The 22,583-nt window shown below is 63.2% G+C and carries 17 protein-coding genes and 5 tRNA genes; 14 read left to right on the forward strand and 8 right to left on the reverse strand.

Annotated features, from left to right (window positions below; all coding sequences use genetic code 11):
- Positions 1 to 13 precede the first annotated feature (13 nt).
- The 6 genes from ASE39_RS21280 to ASE39_RS21305 all read right to left on the reverse strand — a co-directional run bounded on the left by ASE39_RS21280 (position 14) and on the right by ASE39_RS21305 (position 6,754).
- A complete protein-coding gene (locus ASE39_RS21280) occupies positions 14 to 1,027 on the reverse strand; it encodes a tripartite tricarboxylate transporter substrate binding protein (protein WP_010460540.1) in 1,014 nt (337 codons plus the stop codon).
- Between the two features lie 129 nt (positions 1,028 to 1,156).
- Positions 1,157 to 2,473 carry a hydroxysqualene dehydroxylase HpnE gene (gene hpnE, locus ASE39_RS21285; protein ID WP_057272442.1) on the reverse strand — a complete coding sequence of 439 codons (1,317 nt, stop codon included), beginning with the start codon at positions 2,471 to 2,473 and terminating at the stop codon, positions 1,157 to 1,159.
- A 19-nt stretch (positions 2,474 to 2,492) separates the two neighbouring features.
- Positions 2,493 to 3,332: a presqualene diphosphate synthase HpnD gene (hpnD, locus tag ASE39_RS21290; protein WP_057272443.1), complete on the reverse strand. Its 840-nt coding sequence runs from the start codon at positions 3,330 to 3,332 to the stop codon at positions 2,493 to 2,495.
- A gap of 61 nt (positions 3,333 to 3,393) precedes the next feature.
- Complete coding sequence (locus ASE39_RS21295) at positions 3,394 to 4,290, reverse strand: amino acid ABC transporter substrate-binding protein (protein WP_242421524.1); 897 nt, start codon at positions 4,288 to 4,290, stop codon at positions 3,394 to 3,396.
- Between the two features lie 118 nt (positions 4,291 to 4,408).
- A complete protein-coding gene (locus tag ASE39_RS21300) occupies positions 4,409 to 5,818 on the reverse strand; it encodes an L-serine ammonia-lyase (RefSeq protein ID WP_057272444.1) in 1,410 nt (469 codons plus the stop codon).
- Between the two features lie 354 nt (positions 5,819 to 6,172).
- Positions 6,173 to 6,754, reverse strand: coding sequence for a hypothetical protein (locus tag ASE39_RS21305; RefSeq protein WP_057272445.1), 582 nt, complete (start codon positions 6,752 to 6,754; stop codon positions 6,173 to 6,175).
- 200 nt (positions 6,755 to 6,954) lie between these two features.
- On the opposite strand from ASE39_RS21305, the gene ASE39_RS21310 reads away from it, so the two are divergent.
- On the forward strand, positions 6,955 to 7,836 hold the full coding sequence (locus tag ASE39_RS21310; RefSeq protein ID WP_057272446.1) for a LysR substrate-binding domain-containing protein: 882 nt from the start codon (positions 6,955 to 6,957) through the stop codon (positions 7,834 to 7,836).
- Here the strand turns inward: ASE39_RS21310 and ASE39_RS21315 are convergent.
- Positions 7,833 to 8,546, reverse strand: a complete 714-nt coding sequence (locus tag ASE39_RS21315; RefSeq protein WP_242421525.1) for a hypothetical protein — start codon at positions 8,544 to 8,546, stop codon at positions 7,833 to 7,835. The genes ASE39_RS21310 and ASE39_RS21315 overlap by 4 nt on opposite strands.
- Before the next feature lie 105 nt (positions 8,547 to 8,651).
- Positions 8,652 to 9,488 carry a squalene synthase HpnC gene (gene hpnC / locus ASE39_RS21320; RefSeq protein ID WP_199864318.1) on the reverse strand — a complete coding sequence of 279 codons (837 nt, stop codon included), beginning with the start codon at positions 9,486 to 9,488 and terminating at the stop codon, positions 8,652 to 8,654.
- Between the two features lie 284 nt (positions 9,489 to 9,772).
- On the opposite strand from hpnC, the gene ASE39_RS21325 reads away from it, so the two are divergent.
- The 13 genes from ASE39_RS21325 (at position 9,773) to ASE39_RS21385 (ending at position 22,581) form a co-directional block, all read left to right on the forward strand.
- Positions 9,773 to 10,999, forward strand: a complete 1,227-nt coding sequence (locus ASE39_RS21325; protein ID WP_057272448.1) for an efflux RND transporter periplasmic adaptor subunit — start codon at positions 9,773 to 9,775, stop codon at positions 10,997 to 10,999.
- A gap of 8 nt (positions 11,000 to 11,007) precedes the next feature.
- Positions 11,008 to 14,190, forward strand: a complete 3,183-nt coding sequence (locus ASE39_RS21330) for an efflux RND transporter permease subunit (protein WP_010460558.1) — start codon at positions 11,008 to 11,010, stop codon at positions 14,188 to 14,190.
- A gap of 91 nt (positions 14,191 to 14,281) precedes the next feature.
- A tRNA-Leu gene (locus ASE39_RS21335) sits at positions 14,282 to 14,368 on the forward strand.
- A gap of 75 nt (positions 14,369 to 14,443) precedes the next feature.
- The gene (gene tig / locus ASE39_RS21340; protein WP_010460561.1) at positions 14,444 to 15,757 is read left to right on the forward strand and encodes a trigger factor; all 1,314 of its coding nucleotides are present in this window, start codon (positions 14,444 to 14,446) and stop codon (positions 15,755 to 15,757) included.
- Positions 15,758 to 15,884: 127 nt separating this feature from the next.
- On the forward strand, positions 15,885 to 16,493 hold the full coding sequence (gene clpP, locus ASE39_RS21345) for an ATP-dependent Clp endopeptidase proteolytic subunit ClpP (RefSeq protein ID WP_010460564.1): 609 nt from the start codon (positions 15,885 to 15,887) through the stop codon (positions 16,491 to 16,493).
- Positions 16,494 to 16,595: 102 nt separating this feature from the next.
- The gene (gene clpX, locus ASE39_RS21350) at positions 16,596 to 17,861 is read left to right on the forward strand and encodes an ATP-dependent Clp protease ATP-binding subunit ClpX (protein WP_010460566.1); all 1,266 of its coding nucleotides are present in this window, start codon (positions 16,596 to 16,598) and stop codon (positions 17,859 to 17,861) included.
- A gap of 126 nt (positions 17,862 to 17,987) precedes the next feature.
- The gene (gene lon, locus ASE39_RS21355; protein ID WP_010460568.1) at positions 17,988 to 20,420 is read left to right on the forward strand and encodes an endopeptidase La; all 2,433 of its coding nucleotides are present in this window, start codon (positions 17,988 to 17,990) and stop codon (positions 20,418 to 20,420) included.
- Between the two features lie 87 nt (positions 20,421 to 20,507).
- Positions 20,508 to 20,583 (forward strand) — tRNA-Gly (locus ASE39_RS21360).
- Between the two features lie 58 nt (positions 20,584 to 20,641).
- Positions 20,642 to 20,715, forward strand: a tRNA-Cys gene (locus ASE39_RS21365).
- A 183-nt stretch (positions 20,716 to 20,898) separates the two neighbouring features.
- Positions 20,899 to 20,974, forward strand: a tRNA-Gly gene (locus tag ASE39_RS21370).
- Between the two features lie 155 nt (positions 20,975 to 21,129).
- Positions 21,130 to 21,222: transfer RNA gene (locus ASE39_RS21375), tRNA-Leu, on the forward strand.
- Between the two features lie 13 nt (positions 21,223 to 21,235).
- Positions 21,236 to 21,874, forward strand: coding sequence for a DUF6806 family protein (locus tag ASE39_RS21380; RefSeq protein WP_029413648.1), 639 nt, complete (start codon positions 21,236 to 21,238; stop codon positions 21,872 to 21,874).
- Positions 21,875 to 22,044: 170 nt separating this feature from the next.
- Positions 22,045 to 22,581, forward strand: a complete 537-nt coding sequence (locus ASE39_RS21385) for a M48 family metallopeptidase (protein WP_057272449.1) — start codon at positions 22,045 to 22,047, stop codon at positions 22,579 to 22,581.
- Positions 22,582 to 22,583: the final 2 nt, after the last annotated feature.

Raw genomic sequence — 22,583 nt, forward strand, 5'->3', positions numbered from 1 at the left:
TCCCCTTGGCCTCTTAGTCGGGTTTGACCTTGGCCCGCAGCAGCACTTTTTTCCAGCGCTCCTGCTCGGCCGCAATGAACTGTGCAAACTGGGCTGGCGTGCCGCCAATCGCTTCGGCGGCGTCACCGTTCAGGCGCTCCAGCGAGGCGGGGGCCTTGACGGCCTTGGCGGTTTCGGCCGCCAGCTTGTCAAGGTGTGCCGGCGCCAGGTTGGCGGGGGCCAGCATGCCGTACCACTGGGTCATCTCAAAACCTGGAAAGCCCTGTTCGGCCACGGTCGCCACGTCGGGCAGTTGTGGCAGGCGCTTGGCCGAGCCCGTGGCGATGCAGCGCACCTTGCCCGATTTGATGAACGGCAGCATGGCCGCAGCGCCCACGGATGCGGCGTCAAGGCGGCCCGAGAGCAGGTCGGTCATCATGGGGCCGGTACCCCGGTAGGGCACGTGCAGCATGAAGATGTCGGCGGTCATCTTGAGGTATTCAAACGCCAGGTGCCCCGCGCTGCCGTTGCCGGCCGAGCCGTAGCTGAACTTGCCCGGGTTCTTCTTCACGTAGGCGATGAACTCCTTGAGATTCTTGGCGGGTACATCGGGGTGCACCACGTACAGACTGGGCACCTTGGCCAGCAGGCTCACGGGCTTGAAGTCCTTGTTGGCGTCGTAGGGCAGCTTGTCGAAGATGAAAGGGTTCACGGCCAGCGTGCCGATGTGGCCCAGGATCAGCGTGTGCTGGTCTTCCGCACGGGCCACTTCGCCCATGGCGATGTTGCCAGCGGCGCCGGGCTTGTTGTCCACGTACACGCTTTGCCCCAGGGTCTTGCTGAGTTCGGCCGCCGTGGAGCGCGCCACGATCTCGGAGCTTCCGCCCGGTGCAAAAGGCACCACGAAGCGGATCGATTTGGCGGGCCAGGCGGCCTGGGCCGATGCCAGCGTGGGCAGGAGGCCGCCCATTGCCAATGCGCCGCCCGCGCCCAACAGATGGCGGCGGGTGGGGTGGAGGGTATGGGAAAGGTGGTTGTCGAACAGCATGGTTGTCTCCGTGAAAGCCATCAAGGCGTTACCAGATGCCATGGTGCGCGCTGCGTGCTTTCGGAATGCTGTCAGTCGGCCTGGGGTTTTCCCGATGTCCTCGGTGCAAAGGGGCTTTGGCCCAGACGGTCAGGGCAGTGTTGCGACCGCCGTACCACTGAGTACAGCACCTTCCAGCGTGGCGGGGTAGGGGCCATCCACGTAGTCGCCGCAGGCCGTCAGCCCCGGCAGCACCTGCATGCCGGGCCGCTGCAGGCCGGGCGTGCAGGCAAAGGTGGCGCGTTTTTCGACCACGGTCTGCACGGGCTGCAGGGTCGATATGCCCAGTTGGGTGGCTGCCTGCTGCAGCACCTGTTGTTCAATCTGCAAGCGGTCTCCGTCACTGGCACTGACCACAAAGGCCAGCAAGCCGTGGGTGCCATCCAGCTGGCCCCGGTCGAACACGAACTGCGCGGGGTGTTCGGCGGTATTGCGCAGCGCCAGCATGGGCAATGGCAGGCGCACCCCGGGGGCGCTGGCATAGACGGTGGTGATGGCTTCAAAGCGCAGGGCACCGGCCTGGGTACTCCATGGGCTGGCACTGGCCAGCCCTGCAATGCTGGCCACGCCTGCCACAAGCCGGCTCGCCTCCCACGAAGGGCAGGCCAGGGTGATGTGGTCGAACACGTCGGGGCTACTGTTTGCGGCGCTGGTATTGCTGCTCGCGCACACCACTTGCCAGCGCCCGCCCGGCTGCGGTTGCAGCCGCTGCACCCGTTGCCCGGTGACTATCGTGCCGCCGTGGTGGCCCAGCCAACGTGCGGCGGGCTCGGGGAACAGGGCACCCAGGTCCGCGCGGGGCAGCAGCAGGTTGGAGCCACCGCGCCCGCTGAACAGGCTGTCCTGCAGCACCCGTAGAAACACTTGGCCGCTGGCTTCGCGGGCCGGGGTGTTCAGCGCCGACACGCACAGCGGGTCGATGAACTCGGCCATCAGGCGCGGCGTGAGCGGCGCGCACAACTCGGCCACCGAGGTGGTGGGCTCGCAGCGAAAACCGCGCAGCTGCCACGCCGTGGCGGTGCGCAGCAGCGCCAGCTTGTCGCGCCAGCTCCAGCCTTTTGCATGGACGATGCCGAGCAGTGCATCCAGCGGCGGGGGCAGATCGGGCAACTGCAGGCCCTGGCCATCGGGAAACTGCAGCGTGAGCGGCAGGCGCAGCAGCGCAGTGTCAGGGTTCACACCCACCAGCCGCATCAGCCGCAGGCTTTCGGTGTAGGCGCCGATGAGGATGTGCTGGCCGTTGTCGAGCGTGATGGGGGTGTCGTCGGGCTGGACGGCAGGCACAGCGCGCGCGCGGCCGCCCACAGTGCGCGCGGCTTCAAACACGGTGACCTGGCGGCCTGCCTGTGCGTGTGCAATGGCCGCAGCCATGCCGGCCCAGCCGGCACCGACGATGGCGACTTTCATAGGCGCTGCGGCACTGCCACTACATCCGGCCGAGGGCCTGGACCTTCCACGCGAGCCAGAACTTGCGCAGCGGCGTGAGTTTGATGCGCTGGTGCAGCACCTGGAAGTTTTCGTGCTCGATCTCGCGCAGCAAGGTCCGGTAGATGCTGGCCATCATGAGACCGGGTTTCTGTGCCCGGCGGTCGGCATCGGGCAGCAGGGCAAAGGCTTCGTCGTACAGGCGGTGCGCACGCCCGGCCTGAAAACGCATCAGCGCGGTGAAGCGGTCGGAGTAGGTGCGCTTGAGGATCTCATGCGCCTTCACGTCGAACTGCTGCAGCTCGCTCACCGGCAAATAGATGCGGCCCAGCATGGCGTCTTCGCCCACGTCGCGGATGATGTTGGTGAGCTGGAACGCCAGGCCCAGCGTGTGGGCGTAGTGGGTGGTGCGCTCGTCGGTCTGGCCGAAGATGCGCGCCGTGACTTCGCCCACGATGCCGGCCACGAGGTGGCAGTAGCCCTTGAGGCCTGCAAAGTCGAGGTAGCGTGTTTGCTCCAGGTCCATCTGGCAGCCGTCAATCACGGCCTGCAGGTGGCGCTGCTCGATGCCGTATTCACCTGTGTGTGGCATTAGTGCCTGCATCACAGGGTGCGTGGGCTGGCCCGCATAGGCCTTGGCCACTTCAGCCTGCCACCAGGCCAGCTTGGTGCGTGCCACGCCGGGGTCGGTCACTTCATCGACCACATCGTCCACTTCGCGGCAAAACGCGTAGAACGCCGTGATGGCCGCGCGGCGTGGCGCGGGGAGGAACAGGAAGGCGTAGTAGAAGCTGCTGCCCGAGGCGACGGCCTTTTGCTGTACGTACTGCTGTGGTGTCATGGGGCGGGATTGTCCCATGGCCTCCGGCCCTACGAGAGAGGCCGCACTTGGCCTATCTCCGTCAAAAAGCGATCTGCTCTACCCCTACGTCGCTCGGGCGCTTGAGTGCCTCGCGCATGAAGGCGCTCATGGGCAGCACCCCCTGGTCAGAGTTGAACCATTTCTTGTACAGCGCTGACATTTCACCGCTTTGGATAGTCCGCCGCGTTACGCGATCCACCAGGTCCTTGAACCTCGGGTCATCGCGGCGCAAGCCGATGCTGTAGGGCTCCATCGACAGCCGTTTTTCCAGAAAGTGGTATTCGCCCATCGACTTTCCCAATTGCGTCATTGGCACCCAGAGGCTGGCGTCGTCGGCAAACGCTGCGTCGGCCTCACCCCGTGTGAGGGCGGCCAGGCTCTGTTGTGCACTGTCTACCAACACGTAGACGAACTTGCGATGGAAAGTGCGTTCGTTGGCCACCAGCAGGCTATCGTTCGTCGTTTTGCGTTCCACCGCAATGCGCTTGCCCTGCAGATCATCCAGGGTCTTGATGCCCGAGTCCTTGCGGACTACGAACGCAGTGGTGGCAATAAAAATGTGATGGCTGAAGGCTATTTCCTTCTGGCGCTCGGCGGTATTGGTGGTGGTGCCGCACTCAAGGTCCACCGTGCGGTTCTTCAGGTCGCTCAGGCGGTTTTTCCCGTCGACCAGCACATAGGTCAACCTGAGGTCGGGGCGCTTGAGTTCTTTTTTTACCTCGTCATAGATCTTCGTGCAGATGTCCACGGAGTAGCCCATCACCTGGCCCGTTGCGGGGTCCCGATACGAAAACGGGCGCGAATTGTCCCGATGGCCCAAGCGCAATTCGCCGGTTTTGGCCACCATGGAGAGGGTGTCCTGAGCCCAGGCGCCAAGCGGGTTGTGAAGGCAAAAAACAAAGACGAAAAAGGTTCGCAGCAAGATACGCAAGTACATGGCAAGGGGAGTGAATGACCTCGCGCATCAGATCCTCCAGCAGATTTTGTGGCGGTGTCGCGAAGGTGACAGATTGTGCTCCAGACTTTGCGGTGATGCAGAATTTGTCAGCAAGTGGTCAGCATTCCACAACGTTCACCGCAAGCCCTCCACGCGAAGTCTCCTTGTACTTCACCTTCATGTCCGCACCGGTCTGCATCATGGTCTTGATGACCTTGTCGAGCGAAACCACGTGCTGGCCGTCGCCGCGCAGGGCCATGCGGGCGGCGTTGATGGCCTTGATGGCGCCCATGGCGTTGCGTTCGATGCAGGGGATCTGCACCAGGCCGCCTACCGGGTCGCAGGTCATGCCCAGGTTGTGCTCCATGCCGATCTCGGCGGCGTTTTCGATCTGCTCTGGGCTGCCACCCATCACGGCAGCCAGCGCACCGGCGGCCATGGAGCAGGCTACGCCCACCTCACCCTGGCAGCCGACCTCGGCGCCGGAAAGGGATGCGTTTTCTTTGTAGATGATGCCGATGGCGCCTGCGGTCAGCAAAAAGGTGGCGATCCCGTCGTCGTTGGCAGGGATCGGGCCTTGCAGGAAGTTGACGTAGTAATGCAGCACGGCCGGTATCACGCCGGCCGCGCCGTTGGTGGGCGCCGTCACCACGCGGCCCCCAGCGGCGTTTTCTTCGTTGACGGCCATGGCGTAGAGGTTCACCCAGTCGAGCATGGAGAGCGGGTCGCGCAGCGCGGCTTCGGGCTGGGTGCTGAGGCTTTTGTGCAGCTCGGCCGCGCGGCGGCGCACGTGCATGGGGCCGGGCAGGGTGCCGGTGCTGGCGCAGCCGCGTTGCACGGCCCCCGCCATCGTTCTCCAGATGGCCAGCAGCTGGCGCCGTACCTCAGCGGCGCTGCGCCAATGCTCCTCGTTGGCGGCCATGAGTTGCGCCGGGGAGAGGCCGGTGGCCTGGCACTGGGCCAGCAGCTCGGCGCCCGTGCGAAATGGGTAGGGAAGGCCACGGCCATGGCCTTCGGCGCCGGTCGCAGGAGTGGCGGCCAGATTGAGCACCCGCTCGCCTGCCGCGTCGACCACAAAGCCGCCGCCCACCGAGTAGTACTCGCATGCCGCTATCTCGGTGCCTTGCGCGCCAAACGCATGAAACGCCATGCCGTTGGGGTGCAGTGGCAGGCTTTTGCGGCGGAACAGCAGGTGCTCTTTGTCGACAAACGGCACCGGGTGTTCGCCCAGCAGGGCCAGCGTTTGGCGGGTGCGGATGTCGGTAACGACCGGGGTGATCTGATCGGGGTCCATCTGGTCGGGTTCATGCCCCGCCAGGCCCAGCAATACGGCCTTGTCGGTGCCATGGCCCACACCGGTGGCGGACAGCGAGCCGAACAGCTCGACAGTGACATGGTGCACGGCGGCCAGGCCCAGGGTGTCGCGCAGATGGCAGGCAAATTGCCGCGCTGCAATCATGGGGCCCACGGTGTGGGAGCTGGATGGGCCGATGCCGATCTTGAAGAGGTCGAAAACGCTGACGGACATGGTTTGGGGCTACCGGGTAGGTTCCTGGGATGCGTGGATGCCCTGGAGGCATGGAAAGCAGCGATGGCGCGGGTGGCGCCATCGCTGGTCTCAAGACAACAACATCCTTCGCACTGCCTGCACTCTTGGTGCTGGAGTGGGCGCGAGGCTAACCGCGCAGGGCCCGGCCGGCACACGCGTAATCCCTGGGGTGTCGCGGTCTGGGGCGGTCTGCCCATGCACCGGATAGAGTGAGGTATTTCAATATTGATAGCAAACAAATGAATATAGTTAAGCGGTAGGGGCAGTTTTCATTCAAATTTTCTGCTGTTAAACCACGCTGGCGTGGCTGCGCTTGTTGCCCATGAATGTTTCTTACAGTGCAGCGGGCCGGGTCGCCACCAGCGCCAGGTACATCACAGCCTGGGGTGCCGTGGGCGGAGGCTGCCGCGTGATGCGGGGGCGCACGGACCATGGATGCAGCAGGGCCCCAAGCGCAGCGCTGGTGAAGGGCCCGCGCGCAAAAACTTCGCACGACAGGATGTGTTCTCGGCCAGCGCCGGCCTCCTGTAGCAGGCGCTCGGCGGCGTTGCACATCAGAGTGAATTGGCCACCGGTGTCTGGTAGTGGGCTGGCCAGTGGCGTGCCTGCAGGGTAGGTGATGCAGACGGAGAGCGTGGTGGATGCATGCCGCACGCACACGTGCAGTGGTGAGGGTGCAGGGGTTTCGGCGGCGTGGCTCGGTGGGGGCCGATAGGAGCAGTGGCCGCCGATGGCCCGCGTGCCCTGCGCGCCCGTCATGCGGGGCTGCCGTGGCGGGGCTTCCATGGCAGCCTTTTGCACCAGCCCAAAATCCTCGCGGCTTGGGTGCTTGCCCATCGCCTGAGCGGAGTGCGCGGCTGGCGTGCCGGGGCCTGTGGGGGTGGGGGCATTGGTGGGGTCAGGGGTGCGGTGCACACCCGGCACATAATGAGTAAATCTATCCAGTCGGTTGGCTTTTTTCCAGGCATGCCGCAGATCGTACGAAGCAAAGTGGCAGCTGACTATCGACAATATTTCCTTAAATCATGAATTCAACTCATGCCAAAGGTGGCAGCAGCGTTGTCGCGTCCGGTCCAGGTGGTGCCAGCGGCCCGCGCCGTTTGCCGCCTCTGAACATGCTGCGTGCCTTTGAGGCGGCGGGGCGGTTGCTGAGCGTGACCCACGCTGCGCGTGAGCTGAGCGTCACGCAAAGCGCGGTGAGCCACCAGATCAAGGCCCTGGAGGAATGGCTGGGCGTGGCGCTGGTGGCGCGCGACGGACGGCGGCTGGCACTGACCACCGCAGGGGCGGCGTTGCTGCCCGGGCTGACGGGTGCGCTGGACCTGATGGCGCAGTCCACGGCAGGCATCGAGCGGCTCACGCGGCGCAACACGCTCGTGGTGAATGCCACGTCCACGTTGTCCTCGCAATGGCTGATCCCTCGGCTCGCAGGCTTTTGCGCGCAGATGCCGGGGCTGGATGTGCAGCTGGTCACCACGGTAGGGCACCTGGATTTTGAGCCTGCGCAGTACGACGTGTCGATCCGCTGCTTTGCCGACAGTGAATTGGCAGCGTTGCCCGAGCGCGCGGGCTGGCGAGGCGTCAGCCTGGAGGCGTTCATCCCCGAGCAGTTCACGCCCGTGTGCAGTCCTGCCATGCTGGCGGGCGCCAAGGCCATGCTGTCGCCCCAAGGGCTTGCGCAGCACACGCTGCTGCACAGCCGATCCACACCCTTGGTCTGGCAGCAGTGGCTGGAAAGGGCGGGGGCTCCTGGCCTGCAGCCCTTGGGCGATTTGGTGTTTGACCACGCACACCTGAGCGTGCAGGCCGCCATCCAGGGCCTGGGGGTGGCGCTGGGCAATCCGCGCTTTCTAGGCGATGCGCTCGCCAGTGGCTTGCTGGTCATGCCGTTCCCAGAGCTGCTGTCGGGCGAGAAGAACTATTGCTGGCTACGGCCCGCGCGTGCAGCGCAGGACCCGGCCTCGGTGGCCTTCTGCGCGTGGCTGGCATCGGCTTAGGGCTGCGGGGCGCGTGTTGCCAGATGGGTTTGGAGGAAATAGGCGGCCACCGTGAGCAGGGCCCACGCCAGCAGCACATCCCAGAACGCCATGACCAGCCACACCGGCGCCAACAGGGGGCCTGCGAGCGGGATAACGTAGAGCGCGAGGCGGTGTGTCCAGAACCCCGGGGCCGACATGCAGGGTGACGAGAAGGGATCGAAACTGCCTGGCGAGCAGCCCAGGGCGCCCAGCACCTCCAGCGCCATCCGGTTGCCCAGTATGGGCGTGCCGAAGGCCACGCAAAAGCCGATGAGCCCGAGCAGCAGTGTCCAGAAGGCAGCGCGTGATGCCCAGCGCGCGATGTCAGCGCCGTTGACCCTGGCGCGGCGCGCTTGGCTGCGTCCCGGCATCGCAGCCGCGCTGGCGGCATGGCGTGCAGCCCGGTGCGTGGCCACCAGCGCGAGCACCCACAGCGCGATCAGCGCCCAGAAGTTGTGCAGCAGTACAAAGGGGTAGTCCGAAATACCCCCGGCCGAAAGAAACGGCGTGAGTCTCAGGCCCAGCGCATTGGGCAGCCAGGAGCAGCTGCGCAGCGCGGGATTGGCGTGCGGCTGGCATTGCAGCAGCTCCAGCAGGCGCTCGGCCACCGTGCCGCCCACCATTGCAAAACAGAGGCAAAAGAGGATCAGTCCCCACTGGAGGACCTTGAAGAGGTGTCTGTATGACACGGGATGCTTCCTCCCCGGTTGGGTGATCGTGTGGCCGTTGGCTGGTGCCCGAGTGTGCGCCGCGCTGTTTGTATGGCCTGCTCGGCCTGGTCGCTTGCGCTATCGCTACATCACCAGCGCCCGGCCCAGCATCACGCACCAGTCCCAGCCTCGAAGGCGCGGGCGCGTGTGCAGGCTGCCGCCGCGCAGCGCATCCACCTTGTCGAGGATGCGCAGGCCGCCCTGCACCACCAGCCGCAGTTCCCATCCGGCTCGGCCAGGCAGGCGATGCACCAGTGGGGCTCCGCTCTGCATGCTGGCACGGGCCCATTGGGCGCAGTCGGTGACGAGGCGGATGTTTTCGGGCGTGTTTTGCAACGCCAGCAACTCGGCCTGGCAGGCACCGTGGGCAGCGCAGTCGGCGCGGGGCAGGTAGTGGCGGCCCCGGGGGATGTCCACGGAGAGGTCCTGCCAGAAGTTGATCAGTTGCAGCGCGGTGCAGATGGCGTCGCTTTCTTCCAGCGCCTGGGTGTCCGTCACGCCGTACAGATGCAGCAGCAGGCGGCCCACGGGGTTGGCCGAGCGGCGGCAGTAGTCCAGCAACTCGGTGCGGTCGGCGTAGCCTTCGGCGTCGCGGGTTTTTTCGACGTCCTGGGCAAAGGCGCTGAGCAGGTCTGCCAGCAGCGGCACGGGCAATTGGTGGCCGCGCAGCACCGATTCCAGCGGCAGGAACACGCTCGCCCAGCGCGGCGAAGGCGGCTGGCCTTGCGCGATGGCCATCAGGTCGGCATGGTAGGCGGCCAGGTCGGCCAGGCGGGTGGCGGCCGGGGCGTCGCCTTCGTCCGCAATGTCATCGGCGGTGCGTGCAAAGCCGTAGATGGCGGCAATGGGCTGGCGCAGGTGGGGCGGGCACAGCAGGGACGCGACCGGGAAATTTTCGTAGTGTGTGACAGGGGCGGCCAACGCGGCAGTTTTATCGTGTCGGGAAGGCAGGGGCGGCGGTGGAGCGGAGGTCGCAGCGCCACGGGCCGAAGGTGAGGGGGGGCTGGGTTGGTCGTTCACACCCCGGATTGTCGCTTGACAAGGCGGGGTGCTTCTCATAGATTACTAACCGGTCAGTCAGTAATCAAAAAAACCAATTCATTCAGGGACAAGGAGGCTGGCCCGTACCCGTTGCAGCGCAGGCATTCGTGCCTGCGTTTTGCGTGCAGCCCCCTTGTAGCCCTTCTTTATTCACCGGATTTCCCATGCGCACACCCTCCGCCTCGCGGCCTCTTCAACGGCACTCCCGGACCCTGCTCGTGCTGGCCACAGCGGCTTTGCTGGCCGCCTGCTCGCGCCCTGCGCCGCCCGAAGAGCCTGTGCGCTCCGTCAAATTGTTGACCGTGGGAGTGGGCGCGCTGCAGTCCAGCCTGGAGTATTCGGGCGAGGTGCGGGCGCGTGTGGAGTCACGTCTGGGCTTTCGCGTGGCGGGCAAGATCGTCAAGCGCCAGGCCGAACTGGGCCAGCGGGTACGCGCCGGAGAGGTGCTGGCCCAGCTGGACCCCAAGGACTACCAGCTGGCCACCGACGCCGCGCGTGCGCAACTGGCCTCGGCCACCACGCAGCGTGACCTGGCTGCTGCCGACTACAAGCGCTACCAGACCCTGAAGGACCAGAATTTCATCAGCGGCGCCGAGCTGGAGCGCCGTGACGCGACGCTGAAAGCCGCGCAAGCCACGCTGGACCAGGCCCGCGCGCAGCTGTCATCGCAAGGCAACCAGGCGGCCTACACCACGTTGGTGGCCGACGTGTCCGGCGTGGTGACGGGGATCGATGCCGAGCCGGGGCAGGTGGTGTCGGCCGGAACCCCCGTGGTGCGCATTGCGCAGGACGGCCCCCGCGACGTGGTGTTTGCGGTGCCCGAAGACAAGGTGGCGCAGATCACACAAGGCTCCGAAGTGGCGGTGCGTGGCTGGTCCGGCGGCGCCAATCTGACAGGCCGCGTGCGTGAGGTGGCGGCCAGTGCCGACGCTGCCACGCGCACCTACCAAGTCAAGGTGGCCATTGATGGTGCAGACGCGCCTGCGCTGGGCGCCACGGTGTATGTCATGCCCAAGGCCCTCAGCCACGCGGGCATTCCGGCCATCAAGCTGCCCACCAGCGCGCTGCGCCAGGAGGGCCAGTCCACGGCCGTGTGGGTGTACGACCCAGCCAGCAGCACGGTGAAGTCGCAAGTGGTGCAGATCGCGACGGCCGATGGCAACGAGGCCGTGGTGGCTGCGGGCCTGGCGCCTGGCATGCAGGTGGTGGCCACGGGCGTGCATGTGCTCTCGCCCGGCCAGAAGGTGCTGGTTTATCAGCCAAAAGTGGCCTCAGCGCCCGCCAATAAAGCGCAGACAGCTACCAATCCGGTAGCAATGCCTGCGGTGCCCGTCGCATCCGCTGCTGCGGCCGCCACGGCTGCGGCACCCGCAGCTTCCACTGCCAACTGAGGCCGGCCATGACGCAAGTACAACCCAAAGAGGGGTTCAACCTCTCCAAGTGGGCGCTCGACCATCCCGCCCTGACGCGTTACCTGATGGTGGTGCTGATGCTGCTGGGCTTTGCCGCCTATTTTCAACTGGGGCAGGACGAAGACCCGCCCTTCACCTTCCGCGCCATGGTGGTGCGCACCTACTGGCCCGGCGCCACGGCGCAGCAGGTGGCCGAGCAGGTCACCGACAAGATCGAGCGCACGCTGCAGGAAGTGCCGTATGCGGACAAGATCCGCAGCTACTCCAAGCCCGGCGAGTCGCAGATCATTTTCCAGATCAAGGACTCATCCAAGGGCAGCGAGGTTGCCAACGTCTGGTACAGCGTGCGCAAGAAGGTGGGCGACATGCGCTACACCTTGCCGCAGGGCATTCAGGGCCCGTTCTTCAACGACGACTTTGGCGATGTCTACGGCGTGATTTACGCGCTGGAGTCCGAGGGCTTCAGCTACGCCGAACTCAAACAGTTTGCCGATGACGCGCGCCAACAGCTGCTGCGCGTGCCCGATGTGGCCAAGGTCGAGCTGTTTGGCGTGCAGGACGAAAAGCTGTTCATTGAAATTTCGCAAAAGCGCCTGTCGCAATTGGGCCTGGACATGAACCAGGTGCTGGCCCAGCTGGGCCAGCAAAACGCCGTGGAAAGCGCGGGCGCGATTCAAACGCCGCAGGACCAGGTACAGGTGCGCGTGGAAGGCCAGTTCAACGCCATCGAAGACCTGCGCGCCATGCCTATCCGTGGCCCGTCGGGCGCGCAATTGCGCCTGGGGGATATCGCCGAAGTCAAGCGCGGCTATGTGGACCCGGCCACCGTGAAGGTGCGCCACCAGGGGCAGGAGGTGATTGCACTGGGTGTCTCCATGGCTAAGGGCGGGGACATCATTGCGCTGGGCAAGGCGCTGCACGCGGCCACCGACCGCATCGGCAGCACCTTGCCGGCAGGGGTGAAGCTCGTCAACGTGCAAGACCAGCCCAAGGCCGTGGCAACCTCGGTGAACGAGTTCGTCAAGGTGCTGATCGAGGCCGTGGTCATTGTGCTGGCGGTGAGTTTCATCGCACTGGGTTTCCACAAGCGCCCCGGCAAGAATCCGCTGTGGAAGCGCTGGTACATCGATCCACGCCCGGGGCTGGTGGTGGGCATCACCATCCCGCTGGTGCTGGCCGTGACCTTCCTGGCCATGTGGTACTGGGGCATTGGCCTGCACAAGATTTCGCTGGGCTCGCTCATCATTGCGCTGGGCCTGCTGGTGGACGACGCGATCATTGCGGTGGAAATGATGGTGCTCAAGCTCGAAGAGGGCTATGACAAGGTGCGTGCCGCCACCTTCGCCTACGAGATCACGGCCATGCCCATGCTGACGGGCACGTTGATCACGGCGGCGGGCTTTTTGCCCATCGGCCTGGCCAAGTCCACGACGGGCGAATACACGTTCGCGATCTTTGCCGTGACGGTGATCGCGCTGGTGCTCAGCTGGATCGTGTCGGTGTACTTCGTTCCGTATCTGGGGACGCTGCTGCTCAAGGTTCCGCCCCATGTCGTGGCCGCCCAGGCGAACAAAGGCATCACGGATGACCCCCACGAGGTGTTTGACAGCCCGTTCTACCGCGTCTTCCGCCGCTTGGTGAACTGGTGCGTACTGCACCGCTGGCTCACCATCGGCGCCACGGTGCTGACCTTTGCGCTGGGCATTGTGGGCATGGGCCAGGTACAACAGCAGTTCTTCCCGGATTCGAGCCGACCCGAAATCATGGTGGACATCTGGTTCCCTGAGGGCACATCCTTTGCGGGCAATGAAGAGGTCACCAAACGGGTGGAGCAGCGCCTGTTGTCGGAGCCGGGTGTGAACACGGTCAGCACTTGGGTCGGTTCGGGCGTGCCCCGTTTCTACCTGCCGCTGGACCAGGTGTTTCCGCAGAGCAATGTGTCGCAGTTCATCGTGGTGCCCAAGGATTTGAAAGTGCGTGAATCGCTGCGCGTGAAGCTGCCAGCGCTGCTGGCCGAGGAGTTCCCGGAAGTGCGTGGCCGCGTGAAGCTGCTGCCCAATGGGCCGCCCGTGCCGTATCCCGTGCAGTTCCGCGTAGTGGGGCCCGATCCGCTGGTGCTGCGCGAACGTGCCGACGAGGTGAAGGCGCAGCTGCGCCAGAACCCCAACATGCGCGGCGTGAACGACAACTGGAATGAGTCCGTGAAGGTGCTGCGTCTGGAAGTGGACCAGGCCAAGGCGCGCGCACTGGGCGTGACGAGCCAGTCCATCGCCCAGGCGTCCAAAACCATCCTGTCGGGTACGCAGGTGGGCCAGTTCCGCGAGGGGGACAAACTCATCGACATCCTGCTGCGCCAGCCGCTGGACGAGCGCAATGCCATCACCGACATTGCCAACGCTTACCTGCCCACCGCCTCGGGCAAGTCGATCCCGCTCACGCAGATCGCCAAGCCGGTGTTCACCTGGGAGCCCGGTGTGATGTGGCGCGAGAACCGCGACTACGCCATCACCGTGCAGGGCGATGTGACCGAAGGCCTGCAGGGTGCCACGGTAACGGCCGCGCTGCTGCCTGCCCTCAAGGACATCGAGGCGAAATGGCGAGCCGCCGGTCAGACGGGTTATCGCATTGACGTCGCGGGGGCCGTGGAAGAAAGCTCCAAGGGCTCCGCTTCGATTGCCGCAGGCATTCCGATCATGCTGTTCATCACCTTCACGCTGCTGATGCTGCAGCTGCACAGCTTCAGCCGCGCGATGCTGGTGTTCCTGACCGGGCCATTGGGCCTGGCGGGGGTGGCGGCGGCGTTGATTCTGCTCAACCGGCCGTTCGGCTTTGTCGCGCTGCTGGGGGTGATTGCGCTCATGGGCATGATCCAGCGCAACTCGGTGATCCTGATCGACCAGATCGAGCAAGACCGCGCTCGGGGCGTGCCGGCGTGGGATGCGATTGTCGAATCCGCCGTGCGCCGACTGCGCCCCATTGTGCTGACAGCCGCCGCCGCGGTGCTGGCCATGATCCCGTTGTCACGCAGCGTGTTCTGGGGCCCGATGGCCGTGGCCATCATGGGTGGGTTGGTCGTGGCCACCGTGCTGACCCTGCTCGCGCTGCCGGCAATGTATGCGGCCTGGTTCCGCGTCAAACGGCCTGCGCCTGAGGTCCTTGGAGGGGTTTGATTCCCACCCTGCCCGCATCAGGGTAAAATAGAAGGTTGACCGATTTCACACAGGCGGCAGTTCGTGCCGCCTGTTTGTTTGTTGTAGAACCGCGCGGGTGGCGAAATTGGTAGACGCACCAGGTTTAGGTCCTGACGCCAGCAATGGTGTGGGGGTTCGAGTCCCCCCCCGCGCACCACCCATGTGAGACTTTGCGGAGCACGGCGCTGCTGCGCTGCAGCCAGCACGATCCACATTCATAAGAGGAATAGCCATGGCCGTTACTGTTGAAACCCTTGAGAAGCTCGAGCGCAAGATTACGCTGAGCGTGCCCGTCACCCTGATCCAGTCCGAAGTCGACACGCGCCTGAAGCGCCTGGCCCGCACGGTCAAGATGGACGGTTTCCGTCCTGGCAAGGTGCCCATGAACGTGGTGGCCCAGCGCTATGGCTATTCGGTGCAGTACGAAGTGCTCAACGACAAGGTCGGCGAAGCCTTTGCCGTGGCAGCCAACGAAGCCAACCTGCGTGTTGCCGGCCAGCCCCGCATCACCGAAAAGGAAGGCGCGCCCGAAGGCCAGGTCACATTCGACGCCATTTTCGAAGTGTTCCCTGAAGTCAAGATCGCTGATCTGGCCGATGCGGAAGTCGAAAAGCTGTCGGCCGAAGTGACCGACGCTGCCATCGACAAGACCATTGACATCCTGCGCAAGCAGCGCCGCAGCTTCGCCCAGCGCGCCATCGACGCCGCGGCACAAGACGGTGACCGCGTCACGGTGGATTTCGAAGGCAAGATCGACGGCGAGCCGTTTGATGGCGGCAAGGCCGAAGACTTCCAGTTCCTGGTGGGTGAAGGCCAGATGCTCAAGGAATTTGAAGACGCCGTGCGTGGCATGAAGTCCGGCGAAAGCAAGACCTTCCCTCTGGCATTTCCTGCCGAGTACCATGGCAAGGATGTCGCCGGTAAGACCGCTGACTTCCTCGTCACGATCAAGAAGATCGAAGCCGCCCACCTGCCCGAAGTGAACGACGCCCTGGCCAAGTCGCTGGGTATCGCCGACGGTTCCGTGGATGGCCTGCGCGCCGATATCAAGAAAAACCTCGAGCGCGAAGTCAAGTTCCGCCTGCTGGCCCGCAACAAGCAAGCCGTGATGGACGCCCTGGTGTCCAAGGCCGAACTGGACCTGCCCAATTCCAGCGTGCAGGCTGAAATCGCCCGCCTGCTCGAAGGCGCCCGCGCTGAACTCAAGCAACGTGGCATCAAGGACGCCGACAAGGCCGAAATCCCTGAAGACGTGTTCCGCCCCCAAGCCGAGCGCCGCGTGCGCCTGGGCCTGGTGCTGGCTGAGCTGGTGCGTGCGAACGAACTGCAAGCCAAGCCTGAGCAACTCAAGGCCCACATTGACGAACTGGCTGCCAGCTATGAGAAGCCAGAAGACGTGGTGCGCTGGTACTTCGGCGATCGCCAGCGCCTGGCCGAAGTGGAAGCCGTTGTGATTGAAAACAACGTGACCGAATTCGTGCTGGGCAAGGCCAAAGTGGTTGAAAAGGCCGTGTCTTTCGACGAACTGATGGCCCAACAGGGCTGATAGGCCCAGGCCGGGCGGCTTGTTACCGAATTGCCCGGTTGTTGCCGATACACGCCAGGGGCTTGTGCTTTCGTGCACAAGCCCCAATTCATTTCTGGGTACAGTACCTGCTTGTCTGGAGAAAAACATGAGCGCATTGGAAATACAAGGCCTGGGCATGGTCCCCATGGTCATCGAGCAGTCGGGCCGTGGCGAGCGGTCCTATGACATCTACTCGCGCCTGCTCAAGGAGCGTGTGATTTTTCTGGTGGGGCCGGTCAACGACCAGACCGCCAATCTGGTGGTAGCGCAGCTGCTGTTCCTGGAGAGCGAAAATCCTGACAAGGACATTTCGTTCTACATCAACTCCCCTGGCGGTTCGGTGAGTGCTGGCATGGCGATCTTTGACACCATGAACTTCATCAAACCCGATGTATCGACCCTGTGCACCGGCATGGCGGCCAGCATGGGTGCCTTCCTGCTGGCGGCCGGCGCCAAGGGCAAGCGTTTTGCGCTGCCCAACTCCAAGGTCATGATTCACCAGCCTCTGGGTGGCATGCAGGGCCAGGCGACTGAAATCGAAATCCATGCCCGCGAAATTCTCAAGACCCGCGAGCAACTGAACAAGATTTTGGCCGAGCGCACGGGCCAGCCACTCGAGAAGATCCAGCGTGACACCGAGCGTGACTATTTCCTGTCGGCCGATGAGTCCAAGGAATATGGTCTCGTCGATCAGGTGATCAGCAAGCGCGCCTGATCCCGGCAGGGTCGCGCGGCGGCGTTTTCCCCTGGGGAAGACGCCGTTTTTTATTTGGTTATCATCCCGACAACTTTCCGTAACAAGCAAGGCATTGCCCCCATGGCCGAGAAAAAAGGCTCTTCCAGCGAAAAAACCCTTTACTGCTCTTTCTGCGGCAAAAGCCAGCACGAAGTGAAGAAGCTGATCGCCGGTCCGTCGGTCTTTATCTGCGACGAGTGCATTGACCTGTGCAACGAGATCATTCGCGATGAGCTTCCGGCCGGTGACCTGGCGCGAGAAGGCCGCAGTGACCTGCCCACCCCGGTAGAGATCAAGACCAACCTCGACAACTATGTGATTGGCCAGGATGTGGCCAAACGCACGCTCGCGGTGGCGGTGTACAACCACTACAAGCGCCTGCGCCACAAGGACAAAGCCCACAAGGACGACGTCGAGCTCTCCAAGAGCAACATCTTGCTGATCGGGCCCACGGGTTCGGGCAAGACGCTGCTGGCGCAGACCTTGGCGCGCATGCTGGACGTGCCGTTTGTGATGGCCGACGCCACCACGCTGACCGAGGCAGGCTACGTGGGGGAGGACGTGGAAAACATCGTCCAGAAGCTGCTGCAAAGCTGCAATTACGAGGTGGAGCGCGCCCAGCGCGGCATCGTCTACATCGATGAGATCGACAAGATCTCGCGCAAGTCGGACAACCCCAGCATCACCCGCGACGTGTCGGGCGAGGGCGTGCAGCAGGCGCTGCTCAAGCTCATCGAAGGCACGATGGCCAGTGTGCCGCCGCAGGGTGGGCGCAAGCACCCCAATCAGGACTTTCTGCAGATCGACACGACCAACATCCTGTTCATCTGTGGCGGTGCGTTTGCAGGGCTGGAAAAGGTCATCGAGAACCGCACCGAAGCCTCGGGCATCGGGTTCGGTGCATCGGTCAAGAGCAAGAAACAGCGGTCGCTGACCGAGGTGTTCACCGAGATCGAGCCCGAGGACCTGATCAAGTTTGGCCTGATCCCCGAACTGGTGGGGCGTATGCCCGTGGTGACGGCTCTGGCAGAGCTGAGCGAAGACGCGCTGGTGCAGATCTTGACCGAACCCAAGAATGCGCTGGTCAAGCAATACAGCAAGCTCCTGGCCATGGAAGGCGTGGACCTCGAGATCCGTCCTGCGGCGCTCAAGGCCATCGCCCGCAAGGCACTGGCCCGCAAGACCGGTGCCCGGGGCCTGCGCTCGATCCTGGAGCAATCGCTGATTGGCACGATGTTCGACCTGCCCAATACCAGCAACGTCGAGAAGGTGGTGGTGGACGAGTCCACCATCGAAGAAAACAAGCCGCCGCTGCTCGTCTACCGCGAAGCGGCCAAGAAGGCCTGAGATGACCGGAGCGGGCGCTTTGTTGACGCCCATTGAACCATCAACCCTTGCGGCAGTGCGGCTGCGTGCAAGGGTTGAAAATCCCCACATGTGGACCAACTTCCACAGAGCACTTTGAGGATTTCCATGTCCGGACATACACCCCTGCCAGCCACCCCTATAGACCTGCCACTGTTGCCTCTGCGCGATGTGGTGGTGTTTCCCCACATGGTCATCCCGCTTTTTGTGGGCCGCCCCAAGAGCATCAAGGCACTTGAATTGGCCATGGAGGCCGACCGGCGGATCATGCTGGTCGCCCAGAAAGCTGCGGCCAAGGATGAACCCTCTGTGTCGGACATGTTCGATGTCGGCTGCGTTTCCACCATCCTGCAGATGCTCAAACTGCCTGACGGCACCGTCAAGGTGCTGGTAGAAGGCCAGCAGCGTGCCCTGGTGACGTCCATTGAGGACGCAGAAACCCATTTCACTGCCACTGTGACACCGGTCGAGGCTACGCCCGAGGCCAACAAGCCCAGCGAGATCGAAGCGCTGCGTCGCGCGGTGATGCAGCAGTTTGACCAGTACGTCAAGCTCAACAAGAAGATTCCGCCGGAAATCCTGACTTCGATCTCCAGCATCGACGATCCAGGCCGCCTGGCCGACACCATTGCCGCACACCTGCCGCTCAAGCTCGAAAACAAGCAGGTGGTGCTGGACCTCTCCGATGTGAAGGCGCGTCTCGAAAACCTGTTCGAGCAGCTCGACCGGGAGGTAGACATCCTCAACGTCGACAAGAAGATCCGTGGGCGTGTGAAGCGCCAGATGGAGAAGAACCAGCGCGACTTTTACCTGAATGAACAGGTCAAGGCTATCCAGAAGGAGCTGGGCGAGGGCGACGAAGGCGCCGACATTGAGGAGATCGAGAAAAAGATCAAGCTCGCCAAGATGTCTGCCGAGGCGCGCAAGAAAGCTGATGCGGAGCTCAAGAAGCTCAAGCTGATGTCGCCCATGTCGGCCGAGGCCACCGTGGTGCGCAACTACATCGACGTGCTCACTGCGCTGCCCTGGAGCAAGAAGACCAAGATCAAGCACGACCTGGTGAATGCCGAGGGCGTGCTCAACGAAGACCACTTTGGCCTCGACAAGGTCAAGGACCGCATCCTTGAGTACCTTGCGGTGCAGCAGCGCGTGGACAAGGTCAAGGCGCCCATCCTGTGCCTGGTCGGCCCTCCAGGCGTGGGCAAGACCTCGCTGGGGCAGTCGATTGCCAAGGCCACCGGCCGCAAGTACGTCCGCATGGCCCTGGGTGGCATGCGCGATGAGGCCGAGATCCGCGGCCACCGCCGCACCTACATCGGCGCACTGCCGGGCAAGGTGCTGCAGAGTCTGTCCAAGGTAGGCACGCGCAACCCGCTGTTCCTGCTCGATGAAATCGACAAACTCGGCACCGATTTCCGGGGTGACCCGTCAAGTGCGCTGCTGGAGGTGCTGGACCCCGAGCAGAACCACACTTTCGGCGACCACTACGTAGAGGTTGACTTCGACCTGAGCGACGTGATGTTCGTCGCCACATCGAACTCGATGAACATCCCGCCGGCGCTGCTCGACCGGATGGAGGTGATCCGTCTGTCCGGTTATACCGAGGACGAGAAGACCAGCATCGCCATGAAATACCTGCTGCCCAAGCAGCTCAAGAACAATGGCGTGAAGGACGAGGAGCTGGAGATCACCGAGCCCGCCGTGCGCGACATGGTGCGCTACTACACGCGGGAAGCTGGCGTGCGCTCGCTGGAGCGCGAGTTGTCCAAGATCTGCCGCAAGGTGGTCAAGGGCTTGCAGCTCAAGAAGCTCGAGCCCAAGGTCATTGTCACTGCCGACAATCTGCCTGACTTCCTGGGCGTGCGCAAGTACACCTATGGCCGTGCCGAGTTGCAAAACCAGGTGGGGCAGGTGGTGGGCTTGGCTTGGACGGAAGTTGGCGGTGATCTGCTGACCATTGAAGCGGCCATCATGCCCGGCAAGGGGGTGATCACGCGCACTGGTTCGTTGGGTGATGTGATGAAGGAATCCGTGGAGGCTGCTCGCACCGTGGTGCGCAGCCGCTCGCGGATGCTGGGAATCAAGGATGAAACGTTTGAGAAGCGTGACATCCACATCCACGTGCCAGACGGTGCTACGCCCAAGGACGGTCCGAGCGCGGGGGCTGCGATGACCACGGCGTTTGTTTCGGCCCTCACGGGTATTCCCGTTCGTGGTGATGTGGCCATGACGGGGGAAATCACCTTGCGCGGCGAAGTTACAGCCATTGGTGGTCTGAAAGAAAAGCTGCTGGCGGCCCTGCGGGGTGGCATCAAGACGGTGCTTATCCCGGAGGAAAATGTGAAGGACTTGGCCGAGATTCCGGACAACGTGAAGAGTGGCTTGGAGATCGTGCCGGTGCGCTGGATCGACAAGGTGCTGGAAGTTGCCCTTGAAACCAAACCAGTGCCCCTGACGGACGAGGAAGTGGCGGTGGTGACGACGCCTTCTGCCGACAAGGCCGTTGCGGCATCGGGTGCCACAGATGGCTTGAAACATTGATGCAAATTTTTTTGGGGAGCCCCAAAAAATGCGCTACAATTCATCCCATCGCAGCAAACGTTGTACAATGTGAGGCTTCGGTAAAATGCGGGAATAGCTCAGTTGGTAGAGCGCAACCTTGCCAAGGTTGAGGTCGAGAGTTCGAGACTCTTTTCCCGCTCCAATTTCCACAAAAAGGGAAGCATTAGCTTCCCTTTTTTGTCAGAGGAATGTGAATTCCTGGCGCGGTAGCAAAGCGGTTATGCCCCGGATTGCAAATCCGGTTAGTCCGGTTCGACTCCGGACCGCGCCTCCAGATACGGTCCATGCCGTCGATGTTTGAAGATCGTCCAGGATTGGCGCATCGAGGGAGATCGTAAAACGATGGATGGTGATTGGTTGATTTTTTGGTTTGCAATCGAACAGAGCCAAAAAATAGCGATATAATTTGAGGCTTGCTGGTTGGTGTTAATGGAAACATTGGCGGCAGTCAGAAAATGCGGGAATAGCTCAGTTGGTAGAGCGCAACCTTGCCAAGGTTGAGGTCGAGAGTTCGAGACTCTTTTCCCGCTCCATATTTGTAAGGGAAGCTTCGGCTTCCCTTTTTTCTTGGTGGCGCCGGGCAGGCGGTTTGACGAACAGCCGCCCTGTGACCAGAGATACGACAGGGCATTGCGCGCATGCGCTGCCCGGGTTACGCTGCGATGCAGGTGTGCGTTGGGCAGCCGGCGCCCCGATGGTGAAATTGGTAGACACTGCGGACTTAAAATCCGCCGCTTTCCTGAAAAGGGGCGTGCCGGTTCGACCCCGGCTCGGGGCACCACTACGATTCAATCATGTCAAGTTACAACGCTCCCTTCGAAATCCACGTCCACGGACAAGTCCAGTTGCGCGCCGATGCGAGCTTTGACCAACTCCAGGAGGCGCTCAAACCCCTGTGGAAGTACGCCGGAGCCCGCTCGCTGGCCGATGGTGCGACCAGCGCTTATGAAGAAGAGCCAGGCATCAAGTTCGATGCCCAGGAGCACTTGTTGCAGATGTGCTGGACGGTGCGGGGCGATGAAGACTTTCGCCAGTCGCTCGACGAGATGTGCATGAACCTCAACGAGCTGGCCGAACAGGGGGCCGCCATAGAAGTCACGTTCTACGACGCGGACTTCGACGAGGAAGAGGAAGACCAGGGCGCGGAGTCGCGCGACGACTTCGTCATGCTGTTTGTCGGCCCCACGCCCGCGGCCATCATGCAGGTGCAGCGTGATCTGCTGGTGCAGGACGTTGTGAACATGATGGAGCGCCACTTTGATGGTGCCGAACTGGGCGGCGTGGTGGCTGAGATCGACAAGCTGTTCAGCCAGCGCTTTGACGCTCTGGTGAACTCGCTGGAGATCGGCAAACCTCCGCGTGGCCCGGGTGGGGGGGGCTCTGGCAGCGGTCACGGTGGCGGAGGTGGCCGCCGTCCGCGCCACCTGCACTGAGCCTGGCCAGGCACACGATGTTGCGGGAGTGCTTGTTTTCTGTCCGCGCTCGTGTTGAAAAGCAGGCGGCAGGCTGTGGCAATCAGCCCGGGTTGCATGCATGGGCTCCACGGCACTGCCGCGCAGTTCTGTAGCTCTTCTGTGATTCCCTGCGCGCCGTCCCTTCTCCCGTGACCTCCGATCTACCGTATCTGCGTTCCTACCCCGCGTCCTTGCAAGACCAGGCGCGTGATCTGTTGGCGCAAGGGCGGCTGGGAGCCATGTTGCAGCGCAAGTACCCCCAGGCCCATGCGGTGCGCAGCGACAGGGCCCTGTACGACTACGCACAGGAACTCAAGGCGCGCTACCTGCGCAATGCCGGCACGGTCAACAAGGTTCTTTTCGACAACAAGATCCACGTAGTGCGCCACGCCCTGGGGTTGCACACGGCGGTCTCGCGTGTGCAGGGCAACCGGCTGGCGGCCAAGCATGAGATCCGCATTGCGTCGATGTTCAAACAGGCGCCGGACGAGTTCCTGCGCATGATCGTGGTCCACGAGCTGGCCCACCTTCGTGAGAAGGACCACGACAAGGCTTTTTACCAGCTGTGTACCCACATGGAGCCGCAATACCACCAGTATGAGTTCGATCTGCGCCTGTACCTCACCCACATGGAGCATGTGGGGGCGCGGTTGTGGGGTGGGGCTTCAGAAACCGGTTCAGCGTAGAA

The sequence above is a fragment of the Acidovorax sp. Root267 genome, assembly GCF_001429215.1.
Lineage (GTDB): Bacteria > Pseudomonadota > Gammaproteobacteria > Burkholderiales > Burkholderiaceae_C > Acidovorax > Acidovorax radicis.

Bases quoted from the DNA above. Each gene is read 5' to 3' on its own strand.
- ASE39_RS21325 (WP_057272448.1), top strand. From the start codon at position 9,773: ATGCGCACACCCTCCGCCTCGCGGCCTCTTCAACGGCACTCCCGGACC.
- clpX (WP_010460566.1), top strand. From the start codon at position 16,596: ATGGCCGAGAAAAAAGGCTCTTCCAGCGAAAAAACCCTTTACTGCTCT.
- ASE39_RS21380 (WP_029413648.1), top strand. From the start codon at position 21,236: ATGTCAAGTTACAACGCTCCCTTCGAAATCCACGTCCACGGACAAGTC.
- clpP (WP_010460564.1), top strand. From the start codon at position 15,885: ATGAGCGCATTGGAAATACAAGGCCTGGGCATGGTCCCCATGGTCATC.
- hpnD (WP_057272443.1), bottom strand. From the start codon at position 3,332: ATGACACCACAGCAGTACGTACAGCAAAAGGCCGTCGCCTCGGGCAGC.
- ASE39_RS21300 (WP_057272444.1), bottom strand. From the start codon at position 5,818: ATGTCCGTCAGCGTTTTCGACCTCTTCAAGATCGGCATCGGCCCATCC.
- ASE39_RS21310 (WP_057272446.1), top strand. From the start codon at position 6,955: ATGCTGCGTGCCTTTGAGGCGGCGGGGCGGTTGCTGAGCGTGACCCAC.
- ASE39_RS21295 (WP_242421524.1), bottom strand. From the start codon at position 4,290: ATGTACTTGCGTATCTTGCTGCGAACCTTTTTCGTCTTTGTTTTTTGC.
- lon (WP_010460568.1), top strand. From the start codon at position 17,988: ATGTCCGGACATACACCCCTGCCAGCCACCCCTATAGACCTGCCACTG.
- hpnE (WP_057272442.1), bottom strand. From the start codon at position 2,473: ATGAAAGTCGCCATCGTCGGTGCCGGCTGGGCCGGCATGGCTGCGGCC.
- tig (WP_010460561.1), top strand. From the start codon at position 14,444: ATGGCCGTTACTGTTGAAACCCTTGAGAAGCTCGAGCGCAAGATTACG.
- ASE39_RS21280 (WP_010460540.1), bottom strand. From the start codon at position 1,027: ATGCTGTTCGACAACCACCTTTCCCATACCCTCCACCCCACCCGCCGC.
- ASE39_RS21330 (WP_010460558.1), top strand. From the start codon at position 11,008: ATGACGCAAGTACAACCCAAAGAGGGGTTCAACCTCTCCAAGTGGGCG.